Raw genomic sequence first — 23,922 nt, forward strand, 5'->3', positions numbered from 1 at the left:
TACGCCGTGCTTTTGGTCAAGTCTTGTAATACTTATACAAAATACGAAACAGTTGTGTGTATTGTACGATCAACGCCCGTATTGATTTTCAGGACCGTATGAATACCCTCCAGGAGCCTCCGAGTTGCCTTCCCTTCACCGCTGATGGCTGGCCAGTGATATCCCATTCACCAGGCAGGCCGTTTGATTCGAACGCCGGTTTACCCTCTCTCTCTTGTTGCAATGGCCCCGACATGCCTGTGCATGGTCGCAAGGCACCTTTACGCATGGCAATTCATTGCAGTGCGTGGCCAGCTGTGGCCAACGATGAGTTTTCCCGCCATTTTTCTCGTGAGGCTGCATAACTACCATGGAATGGATCGCTGACCCCACGGCATGGCTTGGCCTGCTGACCCTCATCGTGCTGGAACTGGTGCTGGGTATCGATAACCTGGTGTTTATTGCCATTCTGGCGGACAAACTGCCCCCCGAACAACGCGACAAGGCGCGCGTCATCGGCCTGTCGCTGGCACTGATCATGCGCCTGGGCTTGCTGGCGAGCATCTCCTGGATGGTGACGCTGACCGAGCCGTTGTTCGAGATCTTCGACAAGACGTTCTCCGGTCGTGACCTGATCATGCTGTTTGGTGGTGTGTTCCTGTTGTTCAAGGCCACCATGGAACTGCACGAACGGCTGGAAGGCCATGTTGCCCAGCGCGCCGGTAACGCAGGCTATGCGTTGTTCTGGCCCATCGTTGCGCAGATTGTGGTACTCGACGCGGTGTTCTCGCTGGACGCCGTAATCACGGCCGTCGGCATGGTTGAGCACCTGTCGGTGATGATGATTGCTGTGATCTTCTCCATCGGCCTGATGATGATTGCCAGCAAGCCGCTGACCAAATTCGTCAACAGCCGCCCGACAGTGATCATGCTGTGTCTGGGCTTCCTGATGATGATTGGTTTCAGCCTGACCGCCGAGGGCCTTGGTTTCCACATTCCCAAGGGCTATCTGTACGCGGCCATCGGTTTCTCGATCCTCATCGAGGTGTTCAACCAGATCGCTCGCAAGCGCAGCAAGAAGTCTGCTCATGGCCACCTGCCGCGTCGCGAGCGGGCTGCCCATGCGGTGATGCGTCTGCTGGGCGGTCGCAAGCTGGAGTCTGGCGATGTCGATGAGGAAATCACCGACATGCTGGAAGGCGAAAGCAGCGAGCCGGTGTTTGACCGTCGTGAGCGGGTGATGATCAGCGGCGTACTGCAACTGGCTGAGCGTCCGATTCGCACGGTGATGACGCCAAGGGCCGAAATCGACTACATCGACCTGAAAGACGATGCCGAGAAAATCCGCCTGAAACTGATGCACTCGTCCTACTCGCGTCTGCCGTTGATTGGCGAGCGAGGCATCGATGAGCCGCTGGGCTTCGTGCACAAGAAAGAGCTGTTCAAGGAGTTGTTGTCCGGCAACGAGCCCGACCTGAAGCTGATGTCGCGCAAGGCAATCAACCTGCTGGAAAGCTTCAGCATCCTCAATGCCCTGGAACAGATGCGCAAGGAGTCGACGCACATCGCCTTTGTGGTCAACGAATTCGGTGATTTCATCGGCGTGTTGAGCATGACCGACATTCTGGAGTCCATCGCTGGCCAGCTGCCGGACGCCAGCGAAGTGGAAGGCCCGGACATCGTCAAGCAGGGCGAGGACTTCGTGGTATCGGGTGCCTTGAACCTGAGCCTGATTCGCGAACGCACCGGCTTCCAGGCCAAGGCCACTGAGGATTATCAGACCCTCGCCGGACTGGTCATGAGCCTGCTGGATCGCCTGCCGTCCACCGGCGATAGCCTGGACTGGCAGGGCTGGAACCTTCAGGTTGTCGGCGTGGAAGAGCGCCGGGTAACTCGGGTGTTGTTGCAGAAACAGCCTGAGGTCGGGGCTGGCAAATAAGCACGGAGCTGTAATAAAAAAACGGGGCCTTCTCATGGTGAGCAGGCCCCGTTTTCATGTGTGCGTCGCGCTTATTTGCGACGCGGACGCGACACCACAGATTCGATATTCTTGCGGCCGATCAGCTTGGGCTGCGCAGGCTCTTTGGCCATCGGCGCATCAGCCAGCCACTTGAACATCACCAGACAATCCACCAGCCCCAATCGGGCGTGACGATAAGCCTTGGGCAAACGCCCGACTGTCTCGAAACCCAGCTTGGCCCACAGCGCGACAGCTACGTCATTGCTGGCCACCACCGAATTGAACTGCATCGCCAAAAACCCGCTGTCGCGCGCCAGTTGCTGCGAATGCTCGCACATCAACCGCGCTACACCACGACCCCGCGCCGCATCCGTCACCATATAGCCGCAATTGCAGACATGATTCCCCGGACCTGCTGCATTGGCCTTCAAGTAGTAACTGCCCAGCAGCTGGCCGTCTTCCTCTGCAATCAGCGTGTGCAACGGCAGCTCCATCCACAGACTGCGGGCCTGCTCCTGAGTGACGGCAGGGTCGTAGGCGTAGGTTTCCTGAGCGGTGACGACAGCCTGAAAGGTGGGCCAGAAGCGCTCGAAGTCTTCCGGGGTCATGGGGCGGATCTGGATCATGGTGAGGCCTTGGTGGGTATGGCTTGAATTCCGGCGTGTACGTTAGCTTGGGTGTGCTACCACTTCCAGGCTTTTTCGGTGAACTCGGCGGTAGAGGGGAGCACTGTGTGGAGAAAATTCAGGTATTTGTTGAACAGTACTTCGTGCTGGAAACGGGCCTCAAAGCCTAGCGTGACGTCAGTGCGGTGCGTGATGATCATGAGGCGTTTACGGTCGACGGTTACAAAGTTGTACTCATCCCAGGGCAGGCTTTGTTCATGGTGAATGGGGTTTTCCCAGTTTAGTAGCTTGACGGCTGCGATACAGGCCATGGCTGCCGGGCCGATCAGGAAGAGCAGTGAGCCGGTGAGGGCGGCTATGAAGACGAATATCAGGATGACGGCTATGGCAATGCCCTTGAAGAAGGACGAGGCGAAGTCGGGGTAATGGAGGTAGTACTCCAGGTGGGCGCAGTTGGTTTTTATGGTGTAGTTGTAGATGGTTTTTTGGCGAACACCCAGAGCTATAATGTAAATTGCAGCGCCCGTTAGTGTAACTATTTGGTATAACGAATGCATTGGTTCTTTTGAGTAATAGCACCAGCCTGCCCATAAAATAAAAATCAGCATTGTGGCGCATAAGAAAATTACCCCAAGCTCAGCCAGCAAGGTTTCTTTTGGCGATCTTGCGATGGTTTTTATTGACCAGCTCAAGCTCTCTTTGTCCATGAAATACGGCGTATTATCTTGAGCTTTCTGAAGCTTGCTTGTTGTATTTTCATTTTTCTTTATGTGGGTTTCTGGTTCTTCATACTTGCTCATGTCGTATTATTCCGCAACTAAAATAGTTAAGGTGTCGATCCGGCTTGTCAATTTTACTTCCAGCTCGATGGTATTAAGTGCGTCGGCGGCCGTCCGGCCCTTGCTGTTCAGTTCAAGCTGAAATAAGTAGCCGGCCTTCTGCTGATCCGGCTCCTTAAGGTGATCATCGATCAGCACTGGCGCCGCATCCCTTATCAAGCTCCATGGCGCTTCAACAAATACCGCCATCAACAGATTGAAGCTATACCCCAGTTCATACCTAACCTTGCCAATGTCCTTGGCACTGAAGTCTCCATCCTGCGTAAGGTCCCGGTAAGTGAGTGCGGTATTGATGAAATTGAGCATGACCACGCCCCAGGTGATTGACCCGGCAATCCCTCCCAGTCCATCGATCCAGCGCTTGGCGATGGCTTTGCCGGACTTGAAGCGCAGATGAATCTCGTCCTGCAACCGCTGGTTTATGCAAGCGAGTAGCCATATAGGATGAATATCAGTGATCTCATTGTGCGGCCTTAATGGAGTGCTTATTGAGATCGGCAACGGGACTACCATTTCCAGGCTTTTTCCGTGAACTCGGTTGTTGGGGGGAGCACGGTGTGGAGAAAGCTCAGGTATTTGTTGAACAGTACTTCGTGCTGGAAACGGGCCTCAAAGCCTAGCGTGACGTCAGTGCGGTGCGTGATGATCATGAGGCGTTTACGGTCGACGGTTACAAAGTTGTACTCATCCCAGGGCAGGCTTTGTTCATGGTGAATGGGGTTTTCCCAGTTTAGTAGCTTGAGGGCTGCGATACAGGCCATGGCTGCCGGGCCGATCAGGAAGAGCAGTGAGCCGGTGAGGGCGGCTATGAAGATGAATATCAGGATGACGGCTATGGCAATGCCCTTGAAGAAGGACGAGGCGAAGTCGGGGTAATGGAGGTAGTACTCCAGGTGGGCGCAGTTGGTTTTTATGGTGTAGTTGTAGATGGTTTTTTGACGGATGAGCAGGCATATGAAATACGCAAGAATTCCAGCAAGCGCGAGTATAGTGCCCACTAATGAGTAAAGACTGTCTGAGAACATTATCCAGCCTCCCCACATGTAAAGTGTGCTTCCTATCACGTAGACGGCAATGAATATGGACTGAGTTATCATCATTTCTCTAGGCGATCTCGCAAGTGTTTTGATCTTCCAGTTCAGAACGTCTTTGTTTTTTGGCAGATACAAGGCTTTTTCTTGCTGGTTCATACAGGTGTACCCTCTGCTACTTCTAGGGTCAGCGTGCCGACACTGCTTGATGTCTTTACTTCAAGCTCCACAGCAGCCAAACCATCGATAGCTGTATCGCCTCTTGTGCCAAGCTCCATCTGAAACAGATAGCCTTGATCTTCCTCGCCAGGATGTATCAGATTGCTGGGGTACCAGATTTGCAGCTCAAGATAGGTTGCGTCCTTGTCGAGCGGCACCCAGGTTTCCCAGATGAGGTCTTCGTTTTCGGGCGGCATCAACGGGTAGGTGAAGTCTTCACTCGCCTTGCCAGCAGGCTTGTTGGTTAGCGTTCCGAACTGTTCGGCCTTCCTGAATTGCCCGTGGGCCAGAAAAGCTTCATGCAGAGGGTCGTCTATTTTTTCTACCGGTAGCACTCCCCATGGGCGCTTGCTGCTAATGACATTGAAGTGCACGGACTGCCCGCGCACTAGGTTGGGCAAGCGCACTTGTACTCCAGCGCCATTTTGTACCGCTACGCTGTAGTGATACTGGGTGCGATTAAGCAGGCGCTGGTTTATGCAATCGAGCAGCCAGATAGGGTGAATACCAGAGATCTCGTGGTTCGGCCTAAAGGGAGTGCTTATTGATGTCGCCAATGTGACTACCATTTCCAGGCTTTCTCCGAGAACTCAGTTGTCGGGGGTAGCGCGGTGTAGAGAAACGCGAGGTATTTGTTGAACAGCACCTCATGCTGGAATCGGGCCTCAAAGCCCAGTGTGACATCCGTGCGGTGCGTGACGATCATCAGGCGTTTACGGTCGACGGTTACAAAGTTGTACTCATCCCAGGGCAGGCTTTGTTCGTGATGAATGGGGTTTTCCCAGCTCAGCAGCTTGAGGGCTGCGATACAGGCCATGGCCACAGGGCCGATTAGGAAGAGTATTGAACCGGTGAAGATGGCTACGAACAGAAATAGCAAGATGACGGCTATGGCGATGCCTTTGAAAAGTAGTGAGGCGAAGTCGGGGTAGTGGAGGTAATACTCCAGGTCGGCACAGTTGGTTTTTATAGTGTAGTTGTAGATGGTTTTTTGGCGGACACCTAGGAGAATAAAGTAAACTGCTCCGCCGCTGGTACTCGCTACAATATAAATTGCTTGGAATGGATTTTTTGAATAAAATTCCCAACTTGCCCATAGGCCAAAGCTCAGTGTCGTCGCATAGATAAAAACCATTGCCAACTCAGCAAGAAGTATTTCTTTTGGCGGCCTTGCGATGGTTTTTATTGACCACTTCAAGATTTCCTTACCATTTTGATAATGTTTGGATATTTCACAAGCTTCTGATTGGCACGTGATGTTGTTGATTTTTTTTGGATTGATTGGGTGGGGTAGTTTCTTTGTCATACCTTACTCCGCTATTTCAAGTGTCAAGGCGCGGCTTCGGTCGAGCAATTTTACTCCCAGTTCCGCACTGGCCAAGCCGTCGACCTTGGTATCGCCCTCGCTATTTAGCTCGAGTTGATACAGGTAGCCGATGTCCTGCTGGCTAAATTTAATCAGGCTGTCGGAATACCATATTTGTAGTTCCAGATAGGTAGCTTCTTCCTCAAGGGGAATCCAGGTTTCCCAGATCAAGTCTTCACCTTCCGGGGGCATAAGCGGAAAGGTAAAATCCTCGTAAGCGTTTCGGGCCGCTTGATTGTCAAGTTTTCCAAAATGGCCAGATTGCTTGAACTGCCCTCGCTCCAGGAATGGCTGCTGCACCGGAGAATCTATTTTTTCCACGGGAAGCACACCCCATGGGCGTTTGCTACTGATGATATTGAAGTGCACTGATTGTCCGCGTACCGCGCTTGGCAAAAGAATCTGCACGCCAGCGCCGTCTTGCACGGGGGTGCTGTAGCAGTCACCTTTGCCAAGATAACGACTTTCAATGCGCGTGGTGGTTTTTACGTGAACCTGAGGGCTTAACTGGATTGTGAGGAGGGCAAGCCTTTCTTCGTGCTGGCCTCCTGCGTCCGTTGAGTATCGGGAGTCAATCGATTTGGACCAGCAGCATCTTCGCAACCACCAACCTATACTATCCTGCTTGAAGTAGTTTAAGGCCGTTGTAGCGAATAGGTACACTGCACCTATAAGCAGTAAAGTCAGACTAAACCACGGACTCATCGCCACAGCAGTGATGGTGATTGATGGAAAAAGCCCCGCAATTAATTGAATGGCACTGCCTGCTCCCATCATGAGCACTGATGCAAATTTTACCTGCATCGCTATCCTCTCTTCGGAAGTCTTGGCTTGCGTTAGGTCATTTTGGATATCCAAGACTTCTAAAGCAGCAGCCGCTACCCCAAACCCACCCATTGCCACCATCGAAACCCTGAACCCTCGTATTGCATCAGCCCAGGTTACATTTCCCTTGGCTTTCCAATACGCACTGGACCTGTCCAGAACCCCTACATTCTTGCCGTCAATCAGCACCGGCGTCGCATCCCTGATGACGCTCCATGGTGCTTCAACAAACACCGCCATCAACAGATTGAAGCTGTACCCCAGTCCATACGTAACCTTGCCAATATCCTTGGCACTGAAGTCTCCATCACGAGTAACGTCCCGGTAAGTGAGCGCGGTATTGATGAAATTGAACATGATCACACCCCAAGTGATCGAGCCCGCAGTGCCGCCGAGTCGGTCGGTCCAGCGTTTGGCTTGGGCCAGCCAGTCCTTGGCCAGGGTTTTGCCGGACTGGAAGTACTGGCGAATCTCGTCCTGCAGTAATTTGGCGTATTCGTTGTTCTGGAAGTCGAGCAGAGCGGGAATGCTCAGTTCGTGGACGCGCAGTTTCTGTTTATGGGCGTGCAGGTTGCGAGCGGTGCTTTGGCGTGTGTTGTAGGCATTCGGATATAGCCACCGGCGACGGGTATCGCTGATCTGCTTGTTGAGGACCTGCCACTCGCGTATCCACTGTTTGAGCTTGGTGAATACCTGTTGATCGACTGCAATACGCGCCTTCGAATCAAGCAAAATCTGGCCAATCAACAGGGTGCGAAGCAATGCTACGATGTTCTGCTGTTTGCCCAGAGCCATGCGGCTGTCGATGGGTACCCAGGCCAGCAGGATACTCTCGAGCGTTGCCTTGCCTGCGCCGCTGGCCAGTTCGCCGAGAGCCTTGAAGGTACCTTGAACAGGTTGCTTAAGCGCCTTCATCCACGGCTTGTCGGCAAAGCCCTGGTGATTGAGGGCGCCATTGAGTTCGCCAATGCGTGTGGCGAGGTTGGTGACGTCGCCGAGACCGTTTAATAGCGCGTCGGCCTCTTGGTGCAACGCCTGTTTGAGCGCGGGTGAGAAGCCGTAGCGCAAGCTGCCAAACAGCGTGCTGGCGTTGGCTTCCTGCTCGGCCAGCCAGGTGGTGGCTGCGCTGTCCTGGGCGTAAATGATCTGCAGGTTGAGCATGATCGTTTGCAGGTACAGCAGCTGTGTTGGGCGGGTCGTATCGATAAACAGCTTGAGCGGGTCTGTGCCGATATGTGTTGCCCAGAGCTGAAAATCGCGTTGCGTATCACGCACCTGCTGCAGCAGTGCATCTCCGCTTGGCAGATGCTGTTGAAGATACTGACGCGCGCTGGCCAGATCGACTTCGCGCCGCCATTTGTGGCGATCTTTCCAGGCCTGCGCGGCCTTTTCGGTAGGGACGCTGCCGTAACGTGCTTCGATCGATTTGCGCATGTCCAGGCTCTTGAACATGTCCGGCAGCAGCAGAAAATCTCCGGGAACGTTGCTGCTGCTGATCTGTGCCTCTTCAAGGATGCATTGCTCGAAGTACGCTTCGACCTCGCTCAGGTACCGGTGCGTGCGAGCCGCATTGCCGCGCACCGACGCTGGTAGTTTTTGCGGGTCGCTCTCGGCACCACACAGTCCGGAGACGGTCTGGGCGATCTGGATTTTGTGTTCGTGCCTGGCTTGCCAGTCGCGAAAAGCCGCCTGATCAGCGGCCAGTTGCATGCCCAGATCATTGAAAACGGCCAGCGGGTCATCAAGGGCGATGAGCAGGGAACTGTCCTGATCATCGACGCTGCCTTGCCAGAAAACGTCAGCACCCAGCGGTGTCCATAACGGATTGGTTTCTGCATCTTCCGCCAGCGGGCGAGCAGTGGGGATTGCCGAGTCAGCGAAACGGCCGTCGTCAGTGACATGGCCCTTGTCGATGTCCGCCACCGCCTCGGCGATACGGTTCAACGGCAGCGTGTCCGGCTCGGCCATGGTGATGCAGTAGCTGGCCAGATCCAGCGCTTTCATCCACAGCGCGCGGCTTGGGGCGCTGGAGCGCATGTGCTCGCAAACTCGCCATGTCCATTGCTGCGGGGAAAAGGCGATGTGCAGTGTGTTGCGTCTCGGGTAGAGCAGAAAGGGCTTGCCATCACTGGCGCCACTTCGCTTGTCACTGCCGATCTGCGCGTCCGTCCAGACAATGCGGCTCAGATGGCCGTTGTTTGCTGAGGCGACATATTCATGCAGCGTCCCGGCCGTTTCGTCGAACACATAGACGTAGCCGTCATACAGCTGGCGAAGGGTGTAGCTGCGTGTTTTCAGTGTCGGCATCAGCGCCCATTTGCCCTGTTTCGGCAACGGCTTCAGTTGCTCCGGCGTGACGTCGTAGCGGGAGCGATCCAGCGCGTAGCGCACCGGCACGATGGCGACGTTGGGTCCTCTGAACGGGCAAAGGCTGGTGGCTGTCGCCGGGGTTTTGGGGAACAGTGCGGCGCGTCGTTGCTGGTGTGTGCCGTGTTTATCTGTCATGCGGGGCATCCCTGTCGTTACGGACTTTTTGACGGTGTTCATCAAGCGCGGCTATGCGCAGTTCCGGGGCCAGGTGCTGATGCTCGGGGTATAAAGTCTGCCAGGAGGTGTAGTGACCTTGTGGCGAGTTGATGAAATCCAGACCCCAGTCGTGGCAGATGTCGGCCCATGTGGCTAATGCGTATTCACTGATAAGTCCCCACGCGAGCCCGCTGTCCAAAGCTTGATTCAGCCAGCTTTCGATCTGATCATCACTTTGCTTCACGAAGGCTTGCGGATCGTGAGCCTTGACCCAGTCATGAATGCGTTCTTCGAACAGCCATCGATAACAGCTTTCAAAGGCTTTCAACTGCGGATCGCACAGCAGAGTGAAGCCCTGCTGAGAGGTTTGTTGCGGACGTTGATTAACAAATGTGGTGATGGTTGAGCCGAGACTACGCTGCCAACTGCGTAAAGGGGATTGGACCCACAGTTGATCTATAGGCCCGAGCGTCGGGCTTAACTGTTCAGCTCCGTAGCTGGATAGCCAGTAATGCATCACCAGCGGATCTGCAAAACGCAGCAGACTTGAGTTACCCAGGTAATCGACCGGGTTCAGAAACTGCTGCAAATGCGCCGAGACGATTTTCAAAGGCGCATCGCTGAAAAAAATGCAGCCGTCGGCCCGCTGTTCAGGATGTTGGTGCCACTCTTCTATCAGTCTGGATGGATAAGGTGCGTGTACAAGTATCGGCCCTAGATCCATGACTCCAGCCCAACGTGTGCCCAGATACAGCGGAACGATCTCAAGATGCTCGTCACGCCGATAAAGCTGCTTTACGGCCCCAGACCGCAACATGCCATCAACCAACAGATAATTGGCATGATTCATTTGTTTGCCTTCTCGGCTGCTTGTGCGCATTCCTCACAAAATGGCGTGCGTTTTATCGCCTGTGTCTGTGCGGGAACCAGCATTTCACCTGAATCGCCCCCATCTGGCTGTACTGCCAAATCTGGCAAGAGCGGGGCCGCCTCCGAGCCTTTCCCAGGACTGCCTCCTGAGTTGAGCTTCACCTGCGAGCCGTTGACCGTCACGCCGCCGGCGTCGATTTTGATAAAGGAGCCACCGGCTTTGAAGGTGATCTCCAGCCCTGCTTCGATGATCAGCTTGTTACCGGCCTTGAGATGAATTTCCTGCCCGGCGTGTGCCAGTAATCCATCACTTACTCTGATGTGCTGTGTTCCACTCACCGTCAGGTGATCGTCCGCTTTGACTTCGGTCAGCCGGTTGCCATCGACAGTGCAATGCTCCTCAGCCTTGAACTCGCTGTAGCTGTTGCCCTCGACCCGGTCGTGTCGCTCATGACCGACTCTTATTTTCTGCTCGTGCTCGATGTTTTGGTCCCAGTCGCGCTGTGCATGGATGTAGATATGCTCCTGACCAGCCCGGTCTTCGATGCGTAGTTCGTTGGAGCCATTGCCGCCGGGGCTGCTCAGGGTTCTGAACACGCTGCGCGTCTGATGCGCAGGCAAGTCGTAGGGCGGGATGTGTTCGGCGTGGTACAGGCAACCGCTGATCAATGGCTGGTCAGGGTCGCCCTCCAGAAACGTCACCAGCACTTCCATGCCGACCCGCGGAATGGTCATGCCACCGTAGCGATTACCAGCCCAGCTGGACGACACGCGCAGCCAGCAACTGCTCTTGTCATCGCCGCCGCCTTCACGGTCCCAATGAAACTGCACCTTGACCCGGCCATGCCGGTCGCAGTGAATTTCCTGATCTTTCGGGCCAGTAACCACTGCAGTCTGACTGCCGAATATTCTCGGTTTGGGATGATGCAGAGGCGGGCGATACAAGGCCTGCCAGGGAGTAGCGAAAAAGGTATTGCGATAGCCCTGTTGAAAGTTGTCAGGGCTCTGGATTTTATGTGCGGACTCTTCAAGAACCTGAGGCTGGCGACCCTCGTGACGCACCTCAGTGAGCAACCACCGATCATTCCAGTCCTCGTTGGGGTGTCCATACAATGGCAGAAAATGACCGCTGACCAAGCGAGACTGATCGCTTTGACCTTCGCCCAGCCGGTAATCATGGCGGTGGCGTTCAAGGGCTCGATTCGCCCGTTGCAGACCCTGATCACGGTGGGTGAAACCGCCGGGGTAGTCATAGTCCTCAAGATCAGGCTGCGTAGTGATATCCGCCGAACCTTCCATCTTCAGAAGGGGTTTTTCAAAGTGGTAATCGCGTCGAGTGGTGCGGTTGACGCGGGTTTCCAGGCGCAGCTTGAAACGCTTTATGACCGGCTTATCGGCCACCAGGCCATTGTCCCGGCGATAGATCACCGAATCGAGTTTAGGAAATACCATCTGGTTATCGCCAAACACCAGTTGGTGCGCTGTGGGGCTGTGTTCGAAGTGATAGTGCAGACCTTCCTCTTCACACAGTCTCTGGACGAAATGCAGATCCGACTCGTTGTACTGCACGCAGTATTCCCGTTTGGCGTATTTGGTGCCGAGTTTGAAGCGGTAGTCATTGGTCAGCAGGTGATGTTCTTTCAGTACCTGCGCAATGATCTGCCGCACGGTGCGATTCTGGAAAATACGCTGATTGGTGCGATGCCTGAGCCGGGCCAGATGCGGGCGCAGGGTGATCGAGTAGTGCGTGAGGCGTGTGCCGGAGTCGCCTTGGGATACCTGATCAATCAAGCCATGAATGCCGCCAGCATCTGGCGCGAACTGCAGAAATGCAGGACGATTCAGCAGGTCTTCAAGGTCGAGCGACATGCGCTCGCTGACCAGCTCAAGCGTAAAGCAGAAGGGCTGGTTGATGGCCTCATGTCCGGTAAATGAAAGGATTTGAAAGTCATGCTCAAGGCCGTCGACGCTCAGGCTGAAGTAAGGTCGATCAGCGGGGTTCAGCGTCATATGGACCACCGTGCCTAGCCGGTTTATGAAAACCCCGCCGATCCTGTCGGACTGACGGGGCAGTGGAGTTAAGCCGACTTTGGACTTCTCCAGTCATCAGATCCGGTAGTAGTCGCCTTTACGTGATCCCAGGTTATTTTGCGATAGCTGAATTGAACGTCCTCGAGGTGTCCAAAGTGCGAGTTCTTTGGATCCTGGCAGTTGTGCATGTAAGACTTGATGTTGACGATGACCGCATCCTCAAGGGTGGTGGTGTAATAGTGTTCCTGCTTGCCATCGATAGACGTCCGGTACCACTTGATTTCGACTTTGCTCAGTGTTGAGCCCGAACAAAGGGCCTCCAGAAGCAATGGCGAGGTTTTGTCAAAAATTTTTGTGACACAAGCAGGCCCATGAATGCGTTGGCCAGCAGGCTGACCTGACTGCGTATCACAGGGTGTAATAATGTTATGGCTGAATGCCTGGATTATCGCTTCATCTTCATGGCCTTCCTGATAGACGTTGCCGACAGAGTCTGCTGTGAAAGCTCCTGCTGTCAGCGTTTTTTGATTGGCGTCTATGACAGTCATATAGGCGGGTGTAGGCATTAACGTCCTTCCTTGCAGTCGATGGCGCCTCACAAGCGAATCGGCTTGGAGATCGAAGCATTGCTATAACAAGTTACGTGCCAGGTATCTCTTAAGTCAGTAATGTCAGCTGGTTTGGCCATTTACAGGATATGCAGAAGACGCTTGTAGTGAGTTTTCTTCAAGTAAATTGTGCAAGCTTTTGCGCACCGTTATCATTTTTTTGCGCAGTTTTCCAAGCGGCTATCTAAAAATATTAATATTTTCATATGTGGTCTTTCTGTGTGGAGGGTCACATTTTTCGCACGTTCTCCTGACAAGGTTGTTGGCCGTTCAGTAGTCCCTTTCGGTGAATTTTAGATCGAATACATCTGTGAGTTCTGACAGGCATGTGGCAGCGTATCCGGTCAACGGATGATTAAAGCTATAAATATTTTGGTACATAAATTAATTGCTTCCTACATATTTGCTCTGCTCGGGTGTAAGAATTTTCCGAAAGTTTAATATCTTTCGGGTGTCTACTTGCTTGCTGGTTTTTATGGCGATAAAGTCTGCCTGGTTTTATGAGTGGCTGGAAAAGTTTTTCACAATGAAGTGCACGCTATGTGGGGGTGTGAGCAGTGGCCAGTAAAGACAAGCTCTCCATTCTATATCTGGATCTGGCTCGGCACCCTGTCGCGACGGGCGATTACGCAGGCGAAGACATTCGTTTTTCTACGGCATTTGAAGTCCTGGAGCGTGAGTTGGGCGGTGCGCAGGCTATTTTCGGGGAGGTGAACGTAGACTGGCTGCGGATCAGAGAGGGCTGTGAACATATTCTTTCAAACCACTCCAAAGACTTACGCGTCGCCAGCTGGCTGGCCTGGGCTCTATATGAATGCGAGTCTGTTATTGGGTTATCTGCGGGCCTGGGATTGATTCATTATTTGTGCAAAGAGCATTGGCTGCTTTTTCATCCCAGAAAGTTACGAACACGTTCGGCGAGCATGCAATGGCTCTTGCTAAAACTTGAAAAGGCACTGGGAGAAGATATTTCCATTACTCACCAGCTTCCTGAATTCCAGCAACTGCTCAGACAGCTTGATGGATTGGATGAAATATTCAATCTGTATCTGGGAAGTGATGCCCCGTTGTTGCTGCCGTTGAGAAGACGGCTCGCCCGTATGATTCTGCGCGCTGAGCAGGTTGAGAAAGAGCCTGTCAAGGTGGTGGAGCGAGTCAAGCAGGCTGCGGTTCAGTTATTTTCAAGTGACTCCGACATTGACAACGAGAGAGATGCTCAGCGAACTTTAAGTCTGCAAGAGAGTACCGTACGCAGCCTTTGCAGATGGTGGCTCAAGCAAAAAACTACAGACCCACGGGCTTTTCGCCTTGGTCGTTCGCAGGTCTGGTACGCGGTGGACAGTCTTCCTGAGAGAAACAGTGAGAAAATAACGCAGTTAAGGAGATTGCCGGCTGACAAGCTGAGTAATTACCAAGAGCGATTCGAACAGGGTCTTTACGCAGACCTTATTGTAGATATTGAAGCAAGTCTTGCAGGCTCGCCTTTTTGGTTTGATGGTCAGCGAATGGTCTGGAGCTGTCTGAAAGCTTTAGGTGGCGAAGCGGCAATGCGCGAGGTGGAGGTTCAATTTGCTTTGCTTTTAAATCGCGTTCCAGACCTTGTTGAACTTCGCTTTCACGATGGTGTGCCGTTTGCAGACGTGGAGACGTTACAGTGGATCGCCGCTTATATTCTGCTTCCCGAGGTCCATGTCAGTAACGCACATAGCAGCGAAATTCAGAATGACGTGTCAGAACAAAGTTCGTTGTACCAAGACGTCCTGCCTGTTTTGCAGAAAAAAGGGCTTAAGGCCGCTGTGCGATTGGTGAATGATCATTTGAACGGCGTAGAGGGTGGGCGAGAGCGATTTTTCTGCAAACTATGCATCGCACGTCTCTGTATAGATGCAAAAAAATACGAGTTGGCGAAGGTTCAACTTGAGTACCTTGATCAAGAACTTAAAATAGCACGCTTGCCGGTATGGGAACCCACGGTCTTCCTGGATGTATCGCGCTTGTTATATAGCTGTTATGAGCGAATTGCTCTGAACGATAAGGCAGCAGCGCGCAAAGAATTAATTTACCAGAGGCTGTGTCATTACGACCTTGAACGATTTATTGATAGCTAATGTACAGTTGAATGAATTGAGGGGAAATAAAATGGCCAGAGAAGGCTCTGTAGCGCCCAAAGAAAGGATTAACGTGACGTTCAAGCCTGCTGTTGGTGACGCGCAGGAAGAAATAGAGCTGCCGCTGAAGTTGCTGGTTCTTGGCGATTTCATACAACGCGCGGACGAGCGAAAGCTTGAAGAGCGTAAATCAATCAGTATCGACAAGAATAATTTCGATGATGTATTGGCGAAACAGGAGCTTGAACTGGTACTGAATGTGCCTGACCGCTTGCAGTGTGATAGCGGAGCTGACGAGCTGACTGTCAGCATCAAGGTCTCTTCGATGAAAGACTTCAACCCTGCCAGTCTCGTCGAACAGATTCCGGAGCTTAAAAAGCTGATGGAGCTCCGCAACGCCCTAATGGCGCTCAAGGGGCCGCTGGGGAACATGCCTTCTTTTCGCAAGGCCATCGAGCATGTCATTACGGATGAAACATCGCGTAAGAACGTGCTGGATGAGCTTGGCCTGGATGTCGCGTCGCAACGGTAATGTCGGATTTATTGTCAGGAATTAATATATGAACACAAAAGCCATACCGCAGCGCGACGCAAATGAGCTTCACCATGGAATTCTCGATCAGATTATTGCGCATACCCGATTAGAGCCTTGTGACGACGCCTATGGCATTGCCAAACGAGGGGTGGCAGCATTTATTGAAGAGTTGCTGAAGCCGCGTAATAACAACGAGCCTGTCAAAAAAGCGCTGGTTGATCGGATGATTACCGAGATTGACGTCAAGCTGAGTCGCCAGATGGACGAGATCATCCATCATGTAGAATTTCAGGCGTTGGAAGCTTCATGGCGTGGGTTGCAGTTACTGATTGATCGAACCGATTTTCGTGAAAATATAAAAATCGAGTTATTAAGCGTTTCCAAACAGGATCTTCTAGAGGATTTCGAAGATTCACCTGAAGTGGTTCAGTCGGGCCTCTATAAACACGTCTATACCGCTGAGTACGGCCAGTTTGGCGGTAATCCCGTTGGCGCAATCATCGCCAATTATTTCTTCTCGCCAAGCGCCCCTGATGTCAAAACCATGCAATACGTTTCAAGCGTTGCCTGTATGGCGCATGCACCTTTCATCGCTGCTGCGGGTGCCAATTTTTTCGGGCTTGAGCAGTTCACCGGTCTGCCTGACCTCAAGGATCTGAGCGATCATTTCGAAGGGCCGCAGTTCGCCAAATGGCAGAGCTTCCGGCAGCAAGAAGACGCTCGGTATCTTGCCTTGACCGTGCCGCGTTTCCTGCTGCGCAGTCCTTACGAGCCAGAGGAAAACCCGGTAAAAACGTTTGCCTACAAGGAAAACGTTGCTAATAGCCACGAGCACTATCTATGGGGAAATACGGCCTATGCATTTGCGACGAAGCTGACAGACAGTTTTGCCAAATTTCGTTGGTGTCCCAACATCATCGGGCCACTGAGTGGTGGTGCGGTGGAAGACCTTCCCTTGCACCGATTCCACAGCATGGGTGAAATCGAGACAAAGATTCCGACGGAGGTCCTGGTCTCTGATCGCCGAGAGTATGAACTCGCAGAAGAGGGGTTTATCGCGCTGACCATGCGCAAAGGAAGCGATAACGCCGCGTTCTTTTCCGCAAGTTCGGTGCAAAAGCCCAAGTTCTTTGGCAACCATTCGGAAGGCAAAATAGCCGAGCTTAATTACAGGCTGGGGACCCAGCTGCCCTACATGATGATTGTCAACCGCCTCGCGCACTACCTCAAGGTGTTGCAGCGAGAGCAGATCGGGTCCTGGAAAGAGCGAGCGGATCTGGAGAGTCAACTTAATAAATGGATTCGCCAGTACATTGCAGATCAGGAAAACCCGAGCGCGGAAGTGCGAGGAAGACGCCCGTTACGCTCAGCGCAAATTATTGTTAGCGACGTTGAAGGTGATCCTGGCTGGTACCGTGTCAGTTTGAATATCCGTCCTCATTTCAAATATATGGGTGCTGATTTTACTCTGTCGCTGGTCGGGAAAATGGAAAAGGAATAGGTAATGCCATGAGAGGCCTCGGTAGTCTTTTTGAACGCCTTGCCGAAGTGAGGTTACAGCCGCCAGGCTTTTCTGAGGAAGAACAGTTAACGGCATCGATAGCGACACATTTGTCGAACATGCTTGGCGCTCGTGCAGGAAGCGTGAAAATGCTACCTGATTATGGCTTGCCTGACTTGAATGACATGAGCATGAGCGCTCACGATATATTGAGGCAGTCCCGAGTGGCAATCGAGAAAGCTGTCAGGCTCTATGAGCCACGCTTGTCAGAGGTTTACGTTATGTCTGAAGGGCACTCGGAAAATAGGCTGACACTGCAATTTTTTATTGACGCAACTTTAAAAGCTGACGGCATTAAAAAGGCTGTTCGGTTTTCCGCAACTGTCAGCGAATTCGGGAAGGTGAGGGTGAGTTGAGTATGCCAAGTTATTCTCGCGAATCAGTTGCTTTCTGTTTCTTTACCTAAACTCCGTTATTCATTCATAAAACAAGATCCGGCGGGTGAACATTGTCATTTAACCATTACTATCAAGAGGAACTGATGGCCCTGCGTCAGTCGGGCCGGCAGTTTTCTGATCGCAATCCGGCATTGGCTTCTTTTTTGGGGCAGGCAGGTCAGGATCCTGACGTGGAACGGTTGCTTGAAGGGTTTGCTTTCCTGACGGGTCGTTTGCGTCAAAAACTCGATGATGATCTGCCTGAGTTGACTCATTCGCTTATGCAGTTGTTATGGCCTAATTATATGCGACCGATGCCGGCAGTGAGCATGTTGCAATTCGATCCGTTGATGGCTGTAGGGCCTGGCATAAGGGTCGAGCGCGATACCCCGGTAGAAAGTGAGCCCGTGAAGGGGCAGGTCTGTCAATTTCGTACCTGTTTTCCAACCGACATTCTTCCACTGAAGTTGGCGCATGTTTCCTACTCGGCCAGCGCGGAGGCGGCGACATTGACGTTGTCTCTGGAGATGACAGGTGACGGGCACCTGGGGGCGCTGGAGCTGAATAAGCTACGCCTGCACTTTGCAGGCGATCGCGCTATTAGCCAAGCGCTGTATCTTGGCCTCATGCGCAAACTGAAAAGCGTTAAGTTATTACTGTTGGATGAACAGGGCAAGCCGCTTCTGAATGGGGATGGCAAATCACATGAACTGAGCATTTCTGCAGATCAAGTACGGCCAGTGGGTTTTGCGGAAGATGAGTCATTGATCCCTTATCCGCTGAACACTTTTCGCGGTTATCGCTACCTGCAAGAGTACTTTTGCTTTCCGGAAAAATTCCTTTTTTCTGATATTGGCGGTCTTCAGATCATCACATCAGTGGGTGAAGATCTATTGAAAGTTGCTCGTGGCTTTCAGCTAATCTTTGAAATGCATGGCGAGGATATGCTGCACCTTCGGCCGAAGGTTGAACATATAAAATTATATTGCACACCCGTGGTCAACTTGTTCAAACAGGATGCACTCCCCATTTTGGCCGACGCACGACAGGATGAGTATCTGCTGATTCCTGCGCACTGCGGTCATGGCAAGTGCGGGGTTTACTCGGTTGATAGCGTCACCGGATGGCAGCCAGGAGGCAGGGGATATCAGAACTATGTGCCCTTTGAGTCCTTCGAACATGATCCGGCCGTCGATGTGCAGAGCAACGCCCCTTATTACAGCGTGCGTCATCGTGACTCCGTAGCGCATGGAGGGCTGGATACTTACCTGAGTTTCGATACGCGTGGCGACCGAGACAACGAAACGATCTCGATTGGATTGACCTGCACCAACCATAATCTTCCACAGCAGATCAGGGCCGGCGGGATATGCAAGCCGTGCGAAGGCACTCCAGACTTCCTGCGGTTCAGAAATATTACACCAGCAACTAAAAGCTATGCGCCGCCGATTGGACGTGACTTTCTATGGCGCGTCATTAGTAACATGTCGCTGAATTATCTGTCTCTGGCAAGTATCGAAGCTTTAAAGGTCATTATCGAGACCTACGACTTGCCGCGTTATTACGACAAGCAAGCGGAGAAGGTCAGTCAGCATTTGTTAAGTGGGCTGAAATCGATACGTCACCAGCACGTTGATCGCTTGCATGATGGCCGGCCGGTGCGAGGCATTAAAACCGAGCTGCTCATTGCCCCTGGCGCGCTTGCAGACGAAGCCAGTCTGTTTCTGTTTGCGTCAGTCCTAAACGAATTCTTTGCGCTTTATGCCAGTTTGAATTCTTTCCATGAACTGCATGTAAAAACCGCTCAGGGAGGTGGTTACGAATGGACGCCACGCATGGGGCAGCAGCCGCTGCTCTGACTACGCTCAGCCAGCATATACGGGAATATTCCGTGTATCAGGCGATACCTTTGATCCTCGGGGTTTTACGTGAAGTTCACCCGGATGCTGATGATGAGCAACTGCATGCTTTTCTTGAATTAAGGGCAAATCCCAGTCTTGGATTTCCCTGTAGCGACATAGAACGTCTGGATTTTTTTCATGAGCACACTGATCTGTATGTCCGGTTGTACCTCAACGTGATGAGCCTGGTCGGGTCCGGTTCACCGCTGCCGGCTTTCTATGCCGAGCAGGCGTTGGGGGAACGGGACAAGCCTAATGCCACTCGGGATTTCCTGGATATTTTTAATCATCGCCTGCAAAAACTGATGTTGCCTGTCTGGCGCAAGTACCGCTATCACGCGGTGTTTGCCAGTGGCGCAACCGATCCTTTTTCCGAACATCTCTTTGCATTGATCGGTTTACATGGCGCGCGCATTCGAGAAACAACCGAGTTGAACTGGAAGCGGCTGTTGCCCTATCTGGGGCTCTTGAGTCTGCGTGCTCATTCTGCCGCGTTGATCGAGTCGGTGCTTCGTTACTACTTCAAGCATGCCCGGATGTTCATCGAACAATGTGTCGAGCGAACGGTTGAGATCAGTCGTGCTGAGCTCAATTGCCTTGGCAAAGCCAACAACGAGCCAGGGCGGAATATGGTGCTGGGTGTTCGTGTTCCAGATCGGAGTGGCAAGTTTCGCATTCATATAAAACAGCTTGATTGGGAGCGCTTCCACGAATTTCTACCCGCCGGCCGGAGCTACCAACCGTTGGGCGCACTTGTGCGGTTCACGTTGCGCGATCCACTGGATTACGACGTTTGTCTCGAGCTTCTTAATTCGGATATCAGGGATCTGCGCATTGGCCAATCGAACACCTGCCACCTGGGTTGGACCAGTTGGCTCGGGCGCGAGCATGCCCAAGGGCTTGTGACGTTCAACAGACCGACTAATAAGGACTATTCATGATCGATGTAGACCTGCAGCAGCTCGTCAGAGCCCTTGATGCCCCTACACGCAGCGAGCTTGAGGGGGCCGCCGAACGTTGTGTTTCCAGAGGCAGTAGTAAAATTTCGGTTGAGGATCTGCTGGTTGCCCTGCTGGAACGGCCTGATGGAATGCTTGCGCGTGCGCTGCTGGAGGCCGATGTTGCAGCTGACGAATTTGCAGGCTTCCTTCGCCAGCCGATCGAGCAAAGTGCAATCCGTAACCCGGTATTCTCTGCCGAGCTTGTTCAGTGGCTTCAAGACGCACTGTTGATTTCCAATCTGGATTTGGGCGAAAGCCTCATTGACCAGGCTGCGTTGATTCTTGCCTTGCTGCGCAATCCTTCGCGCTATGCGGACCGTCCATACCAGCCGTTATTGGGCAGGATCAACATTGAACGCTTTCGCGATTACGCCCTTGCCCAGCAATCACCGGACGTAGCAAAGCCAGCCCTGAATCAAAGTGAATCGCTACTTGCACGTTTCACTCATAACCTGACGCAGCAGGCCCGAGAGGGTTTGCTGGATCCCGTACTATGTCGTGATGACTGCTTGCGCCAGATGGTCGACATACTGGCTCGTCGACGCAAGAACAATCCGATTGTGGTGGGCGAGGCGGGTGTCGGCAAAACCGCAGTTGTCGAGGGACTGGCGCTGCGGATCGTTCATGGTGAAGTGCCTGATCTGTTGAAGAATGTCGAGCTACTGTCGCTGGATATGGGGTTGCTCCAGGCGGGCGCCAGTATCAAGGGTGAGTTCGAGCGTCGTTTGAAGGGGGTCATTGAGGAAGTCCAGTCTTCACTCAGGCCTGTCATTCTGTTCATTGACGAAGCCCACACGCTCATCGGGGCCGGTGTTCAGGCCGGAGGGTCGGATGCGGCCAACCTGTTGAAGCCTGCGCTGGCACGCGGGGAGCTGCGTACCATTGCAGCGACAACGTGGGCCGAATACAGACAATATTTCGAAAAGGATCCGGCGCTTGCACGTCGCTTTCAACCGGTCCGCGTAATGGAACCCACGGTGGAGCAGGCCATCACCATTCTGCGTGGGCTCGCGCCGTTATATGAACGCAGTCATGGCGTCTATCTGCGCGATGACGCTGTGGTTGCCGCTGCCCGGCTTTCGGCCCGCTACCTTTCCGGGCGTCAGTTGCCGGATAAGGCAGTTGACCTGCTCGATACAGCGTGTGCTCGTGTGCGAATCGGTCTGGTTGCCGTGCCTGAACGTCTTGAGCATCTGCGAGCTGAACTTGCTCGGCAACGAAGGCATTTCGAGGCAATACAGCGTGATGCCAATGCCGGGTTGTCGGTTGATGAAAGCTTGCTGAATACGCTGGTTTCTGACCTGTCACTAATGCAGAGCGACGCGGATGCGCTTGAGCGCAGGTGGGTTGATCAACTCGCAGCCGTCAAGCGGCTCATTGATCTGCGCAGTCAACTGGCCGACCGAAAAGTACAGCAGGCAGGCGAGGGTAGCGACTCTCAATACACGCAGGCGCTGGAGTCCGAGTTGACTGAGGTCCGACAGGCCCTGATCGATACGCAAGTGAATGAGCGTCTGGTGAGCTTTGAAGTGTGCCCCAGACTGATCGCAGAAGTGGTGAGTGCCTGGACTGGAATTCCGGTGTCGCGATTGGCTCAGGAACACAGTGAACGGATTGACCGTTTCTCTTCAGAACTACGTTTGCGCATCAGGGGCCAGGAGCAGGCGATGCAGACCATCGAGAAATCGGTGAGGGCATCGGCTGCCGGTTTGAATACACCCGGTGCCCCAACCGGAGTATTTCTTCTGGTAGGGCCCAGCGGCGTCGGCAAGACCGAAACAGCTATTGTTCTGGCTGACCTGCTGTATGGCGGCGAGCGTTTTCTCACGACGATCAACATGTCCGAGTTTCAGGAAAAACATACCGTTTCCCGTTTGATCGGCGCACCGCCGGGCTACGTCGGTTATGGCGAGGGAGGCATGTTGACTGACGCTGTTCGACAGAAGCCTTACTCGGTGATTCTGCTTGATGAGGTGGAGAAGGCGGACCCGGATGTACTGAATCTGTTCTATCAGATCTTCGATAAAGGCGTAGCCAACGACGGAGAGGGCCGGGAAATCAATTTTCGCAACACACTCATTCTGATGACCTCCAACCTCGGCGCCGAGGTGATCCATGCCAACTGCCACGAGAGCACACTCCCTGATGCCAAACAGCTGGCGATGCGCCTAGAGCCAGTACTCAGCGCACATTTCAAACCGGCATTGCTGGCCAGAATGCGCGTTGTGCCTTACTACCCCATCACGGGTGTAGCGCTTCGTGAACTGGTCGAACTAAAGCTGAGTCGCCTTGGAGAGAGAGTTGAATCCCGTGGCCTCACCTTCAGCTACTCGCAGAGTCTGGTTTGTCATCTACTGGAGCATTGCACACAAAGCCACAGCGGCGCCCGACTGATCGATCAGTTACTCGAGTCCTCCCTGACCCCGTTGATAGCGGACCGTTTGCTCAGCGCCATGAGCAGCGGTAAAGCCTTGTGCAGAGTTCATGCGACGCTGGACAGCTCAGGCGGAGTTGTCTGTGAATTCGAATAACTATGGGCTTACAGGACGTAGCGCTGCCCTGGGCCGAACAACCCATCTTCTGGGCAAGATTCTCGACAGCACCTGCACTGTATTGCTTACTGGCGAGACCGGAACGGGCAAGGAGGTCGTGTCTCGTGCTATCCACGAGTATGGACCTCGCCGTTCCAACGCATTTGTTGTACAGAATTGCGCTGCGTTTCCCGAAGCTCTTCTGGAAAGCGAGCTGTTTGGCTATTGCAAAGGGGCGTTTACCGGCGCTGATCGTGATCGACCTGGCCTGTTCGATGTTGCTCATGGCGGCACGCTTCTACTCGACGAAATTGGCGATATGCCGATGCTGCTGCAAGCAAAGCTACTGCGAGTGTTACAGGAAGGAGAGATTCGGCCGCTGGGCGCCAACAAGGTTCGCAAGGTCGATGTGCGAATCATTGCCGCTACTCATCGCGATTTGCCAACGCTCATTGCAGAAGGGCGTTTTCGTGAAGACCTTTACTACCGTCTGGCACAGTTTCCCATTGAGCTTCCTCCGTTACGTCAACGCGTGGGTGATACAGAAATATTGGCCCGGCATTTTTCCGATAAGGCATGCCAGCACTCACAACGAGATCCGGTGCAATGGTCGCGGGCTGCCGTGACTGCTTTATCGGGATACGCCTTTCCGGGCAACGTTCGACAGTTGAAGGGGTTCGTCGAGCGGGCAGTGTTGTTATGCGAAGACGGTGAGTTGAAACCGGAACACTTTCCCATCCCCGCCAACCCGATAAGCAATCCGACTTGCCTTTCGCTACGTGAGCGCATCGAACAGTTCGAACGCGACGTACTGCTTGAGTGTTTGCGCGATTGTAACGGCAACCGGAGTCGTGCAGCACGCACTCTCGGGGTGTCACGACGCACGCTGCTTTATCGCCTGGCGCATTTGAAGATCGGTGCTGCTCACGGACGGCCTGATTAACTGCTGAATCACCACGATTGCCTAACTCATTATCTGGGACCTTTTTCCAATGAACGTTCATTGTCGGCGCTCTGCGCCTTTTATG

The 23,922-nt window shown here is 53.2% G+C and carries 16 protein-coding genes and 3 pseudogenes; 9 read left to right on the top strand and 10 right to left on the bottom strand.

The window, feature by feature from the left end:
- Window positions 1–349 precede the first annotated feature (349 nt).
- Entirely contained in the window at window positions 350–1,918 is a 1,569-nt protein-coding gene (locus RYC17_RS03505; RefSeq protein WP_057403377.1) for a TerC family protein, read from the top strand.
- Between the two features lie 71 nt (window positions 1,919–1,989).
- On the opposite strand, the gene RYC17_RS03510 is transcribed toward RYC17_RS03505, so the two are convergent.
- From RYC17_RS03510 to RYC17_RS03555, 10 genes and pseudogenes are all read right to left on the bottom strand, one after another.
- Window positions 1,990–2,565, bottom strand: coding sequence for a GNAT family N-acetyltransferase (locus RYC17_RS03510; protein WP_058401163.1), 576 nt, complete (start codon window positions 2,563–2,565; stop codon window positions 1,990–1,992).
- 56 nt (window positions 2,566–2,621) lie between these two features.
- Window positions 2,622–3,365, bottom strand: coding sequence for a permease (locus RYC17_RS03515; protein ID WP_371875217.1), 744 nt, complete (start codon window positions 3,363–3,365; stop codon window positions 2,622–2,624).
- 165 nt (window positions 3,366–3,530) lie between these two features.
- Window positions 3,531–3,818, bottom strand: a pseudogene (locus RYC17_RS03520) (hypothetical protein); the annotation flags it as partial.
- 92 nt (window positions 3,819–3,910) lie between these two features.
- The gene (locus RYC17_RS03525) at window positions 3,911–4,594 is read right to left on the bottom strand and encodes a permease (RefSeq protein ID WP_122258214.1); all 684 of its coding nucleotides are present in this window, start codon (window positions 4,592–4,594) and stop codon (window positions 3,911–3,913) included.
- Window positions 4,591–5,097, bottom strand: a pseudogene (locus RYC17_RS03530) (hypothetical protein); the annotation flags it as partial. The gene RYC17_RS03525 and the pseudogene RYC17_RS03530, both read right to left, overlap by 4 nt.
- Window positions 5,098–5,216: 119 nt before the next feature.
- Window positions 5,217–5,960, bottom strand: coding sequence for a permease (locus RYC17_RS03535; RefSeq protein WP_316902532.1), 744 nt, complete (start codon window positions 5,958–5,960; stop codon window positions 5,217–5,219).
- Between the two features lie 3 nt (window positions 5,961–5,963).
- Window positions 5,964–9,350: a toxin VasX gene (locus tag RYC17_RS03540; RefSeq protein WP_316902574.1), complete on the bottom strand. Its 3,387-nt coding sequence runs from the start codon at window positions 9,348–9,350 to the stop codon at window positions 5,964–5,966.
- Complete coding sequence (locus RYC17_RS03545; protein WP_316902533.1) at window positions 9,340–10,221, bottom strand: DUF4123 domain-containing protein; 882 nt, start codon at window positions 10,219–10,221, stop codon at window positions 9,340–9,342. The genes RYC17_RS03540 and RYC17_RS03545 overlap by 11 nt, the downstream gene beginning before the upstream one ends.
- Window positions 10,218–12,251 (bottom strand): type VI secretion system tip protein TssI/VgrG, encoded by a 2,034-nt coding sequence (tssI, locus tag RYC17_RS03550; protein WP_316902534.1) that lies wholly within the window; start codon window positions 12,249–12,251, stop codon window positions 10,218–10,220. Before tssI ends, RYC17_RS03545 begins: the two co-directional genes overlap by 4 nt.
- 68 nt (window positions 12,252–12,319) lie before the next feature.
- Window positions 12,320–12,838 (bottom strand): Hcp family type VI secretion system effector, encoded by a 519-nt coding sequence (locus RYC17_RS03555; protein WP_058401377.1) that lies wholly within the window; start codon window positions 12,836–12,838, stop codon window positions 12,320–12,322.
- Between the two features lie 599 nt (window positions 12,839–13,437).
- On the opposite strand from RYC17_RS03555, the gene tssA reads away from it, so the two are divergent.
- The 8 genes and pseudogenes from tssA to RYC17_RS03595 all read left to right on the top strand — a co-directional run.
- Window positions 13,438–14,988: a type VI secretion system protein TssA gene (tssA, locus tag RYC17_RS03560; protein ID WP_058401378.1), complete on the top strand. Its 1,551-nt coding sequence runs from the start codon at window positions 13,438–13,440 to the stop codon at window positions 14,986–14,988.
- A 31-nt stretch (window positions 14,989–15,019) separates the two neighbouring features.
- Complete coding sequence (gene tssB / locus RYC17_RS03565) at window positions 15,020–15,520, top strand: type VI secretion system contractile sheath small subunit (protein WP_058401379.1); 501 nt, start codon at window positions 15,020–15,022, stop codon at window positions 15,518–15,520.
- Between the two features lie 28 nt (window positions 15,521–15,548).
- Window positions 15,549–17,024 (top strand): type VI secretion system contractile sheath large subunit, encoded by a 1,476-nt coding sequence (gene tssC / locus RYC17_RS03570; protein WP_058401380.1) that lies wholly within the window; start codon window positions 15,549–15,551, stop codon window positions 17,022–17,024.
- Between the two features lie 8 nt (window positions 17,025–17,032).
- Window positions 17,033–17,440: a type VI secretion system baseplate subunit TssE gene (tssE, locus tag RYC17_RS03575; protein WP_058401381.1), complete on the top strand. Its 408-nt coding sequence runs from the start codon at window positions 17,033–17,035 to the stop codon at window positions 17,438–17,440.
- A gap of 92 nt (window positions 17,441–17,532) precedes the next feature.
- On the top strand, window positions 17,533–19,320 hold the full coding sequence (gene tssF / locus RYC17_RS03580) for a type VI secretion system baseplate subunit TssF (protein ID WP_058401382.1): 1,788 nt from the start codon (window positions 17,533–17,535) through the stop codon (window positions 19,318–19,320).
- Window positions 19,284–20,303: a type VI secretion system baseplate subunit TssG gene (gene tssG, locus RYC17_RS03585; protein WP_058401383.1), complete on the top strand. Its 1,020-nt coding sequence runs from the start codon at window positions 19,284–19,286 to the stop codon at window positions 20,301–20,303. Before tssF ends, tssG begins: the two co-directional genes overlap by 37 nt.
- Complete coding sequence (tssH, locus tag RYC17_RS03590; protein ID WP_316902535.1) at window positions 20,300–22,894, top strand: type VI secretion system ATPase TssH; 2,595 nt, start codon at window positions 20,300–20,302, stop codon at window positions 22,892–22,894. Before tssG ends, tssH begins: the two co-directional genes overlap by 4 nt.
- Window position 22,895: 1 nt before the next feature.
- Window positions 22,896–23,837 (top strand): annotated as a pseudogene (locus RYC17_RS03595) (sigma-54 interaction domain-containing protein); the annotation flags it as partial.
- Between the last annotated feature and the right edge of the window lie 85 nt (window positions 23,838–23,922).

Source organism: Pseudomonas syringae group sp. J248-6, from assembly GCF_032586995.1.
Taxonomy (GTDB): Bacteria; Pseudomonadota; Gammaproteobacteria; order Pseudomonadales; family Pseudomonadaceae; genus Aquipseudomonas; species Aquipseudomonas amygdali.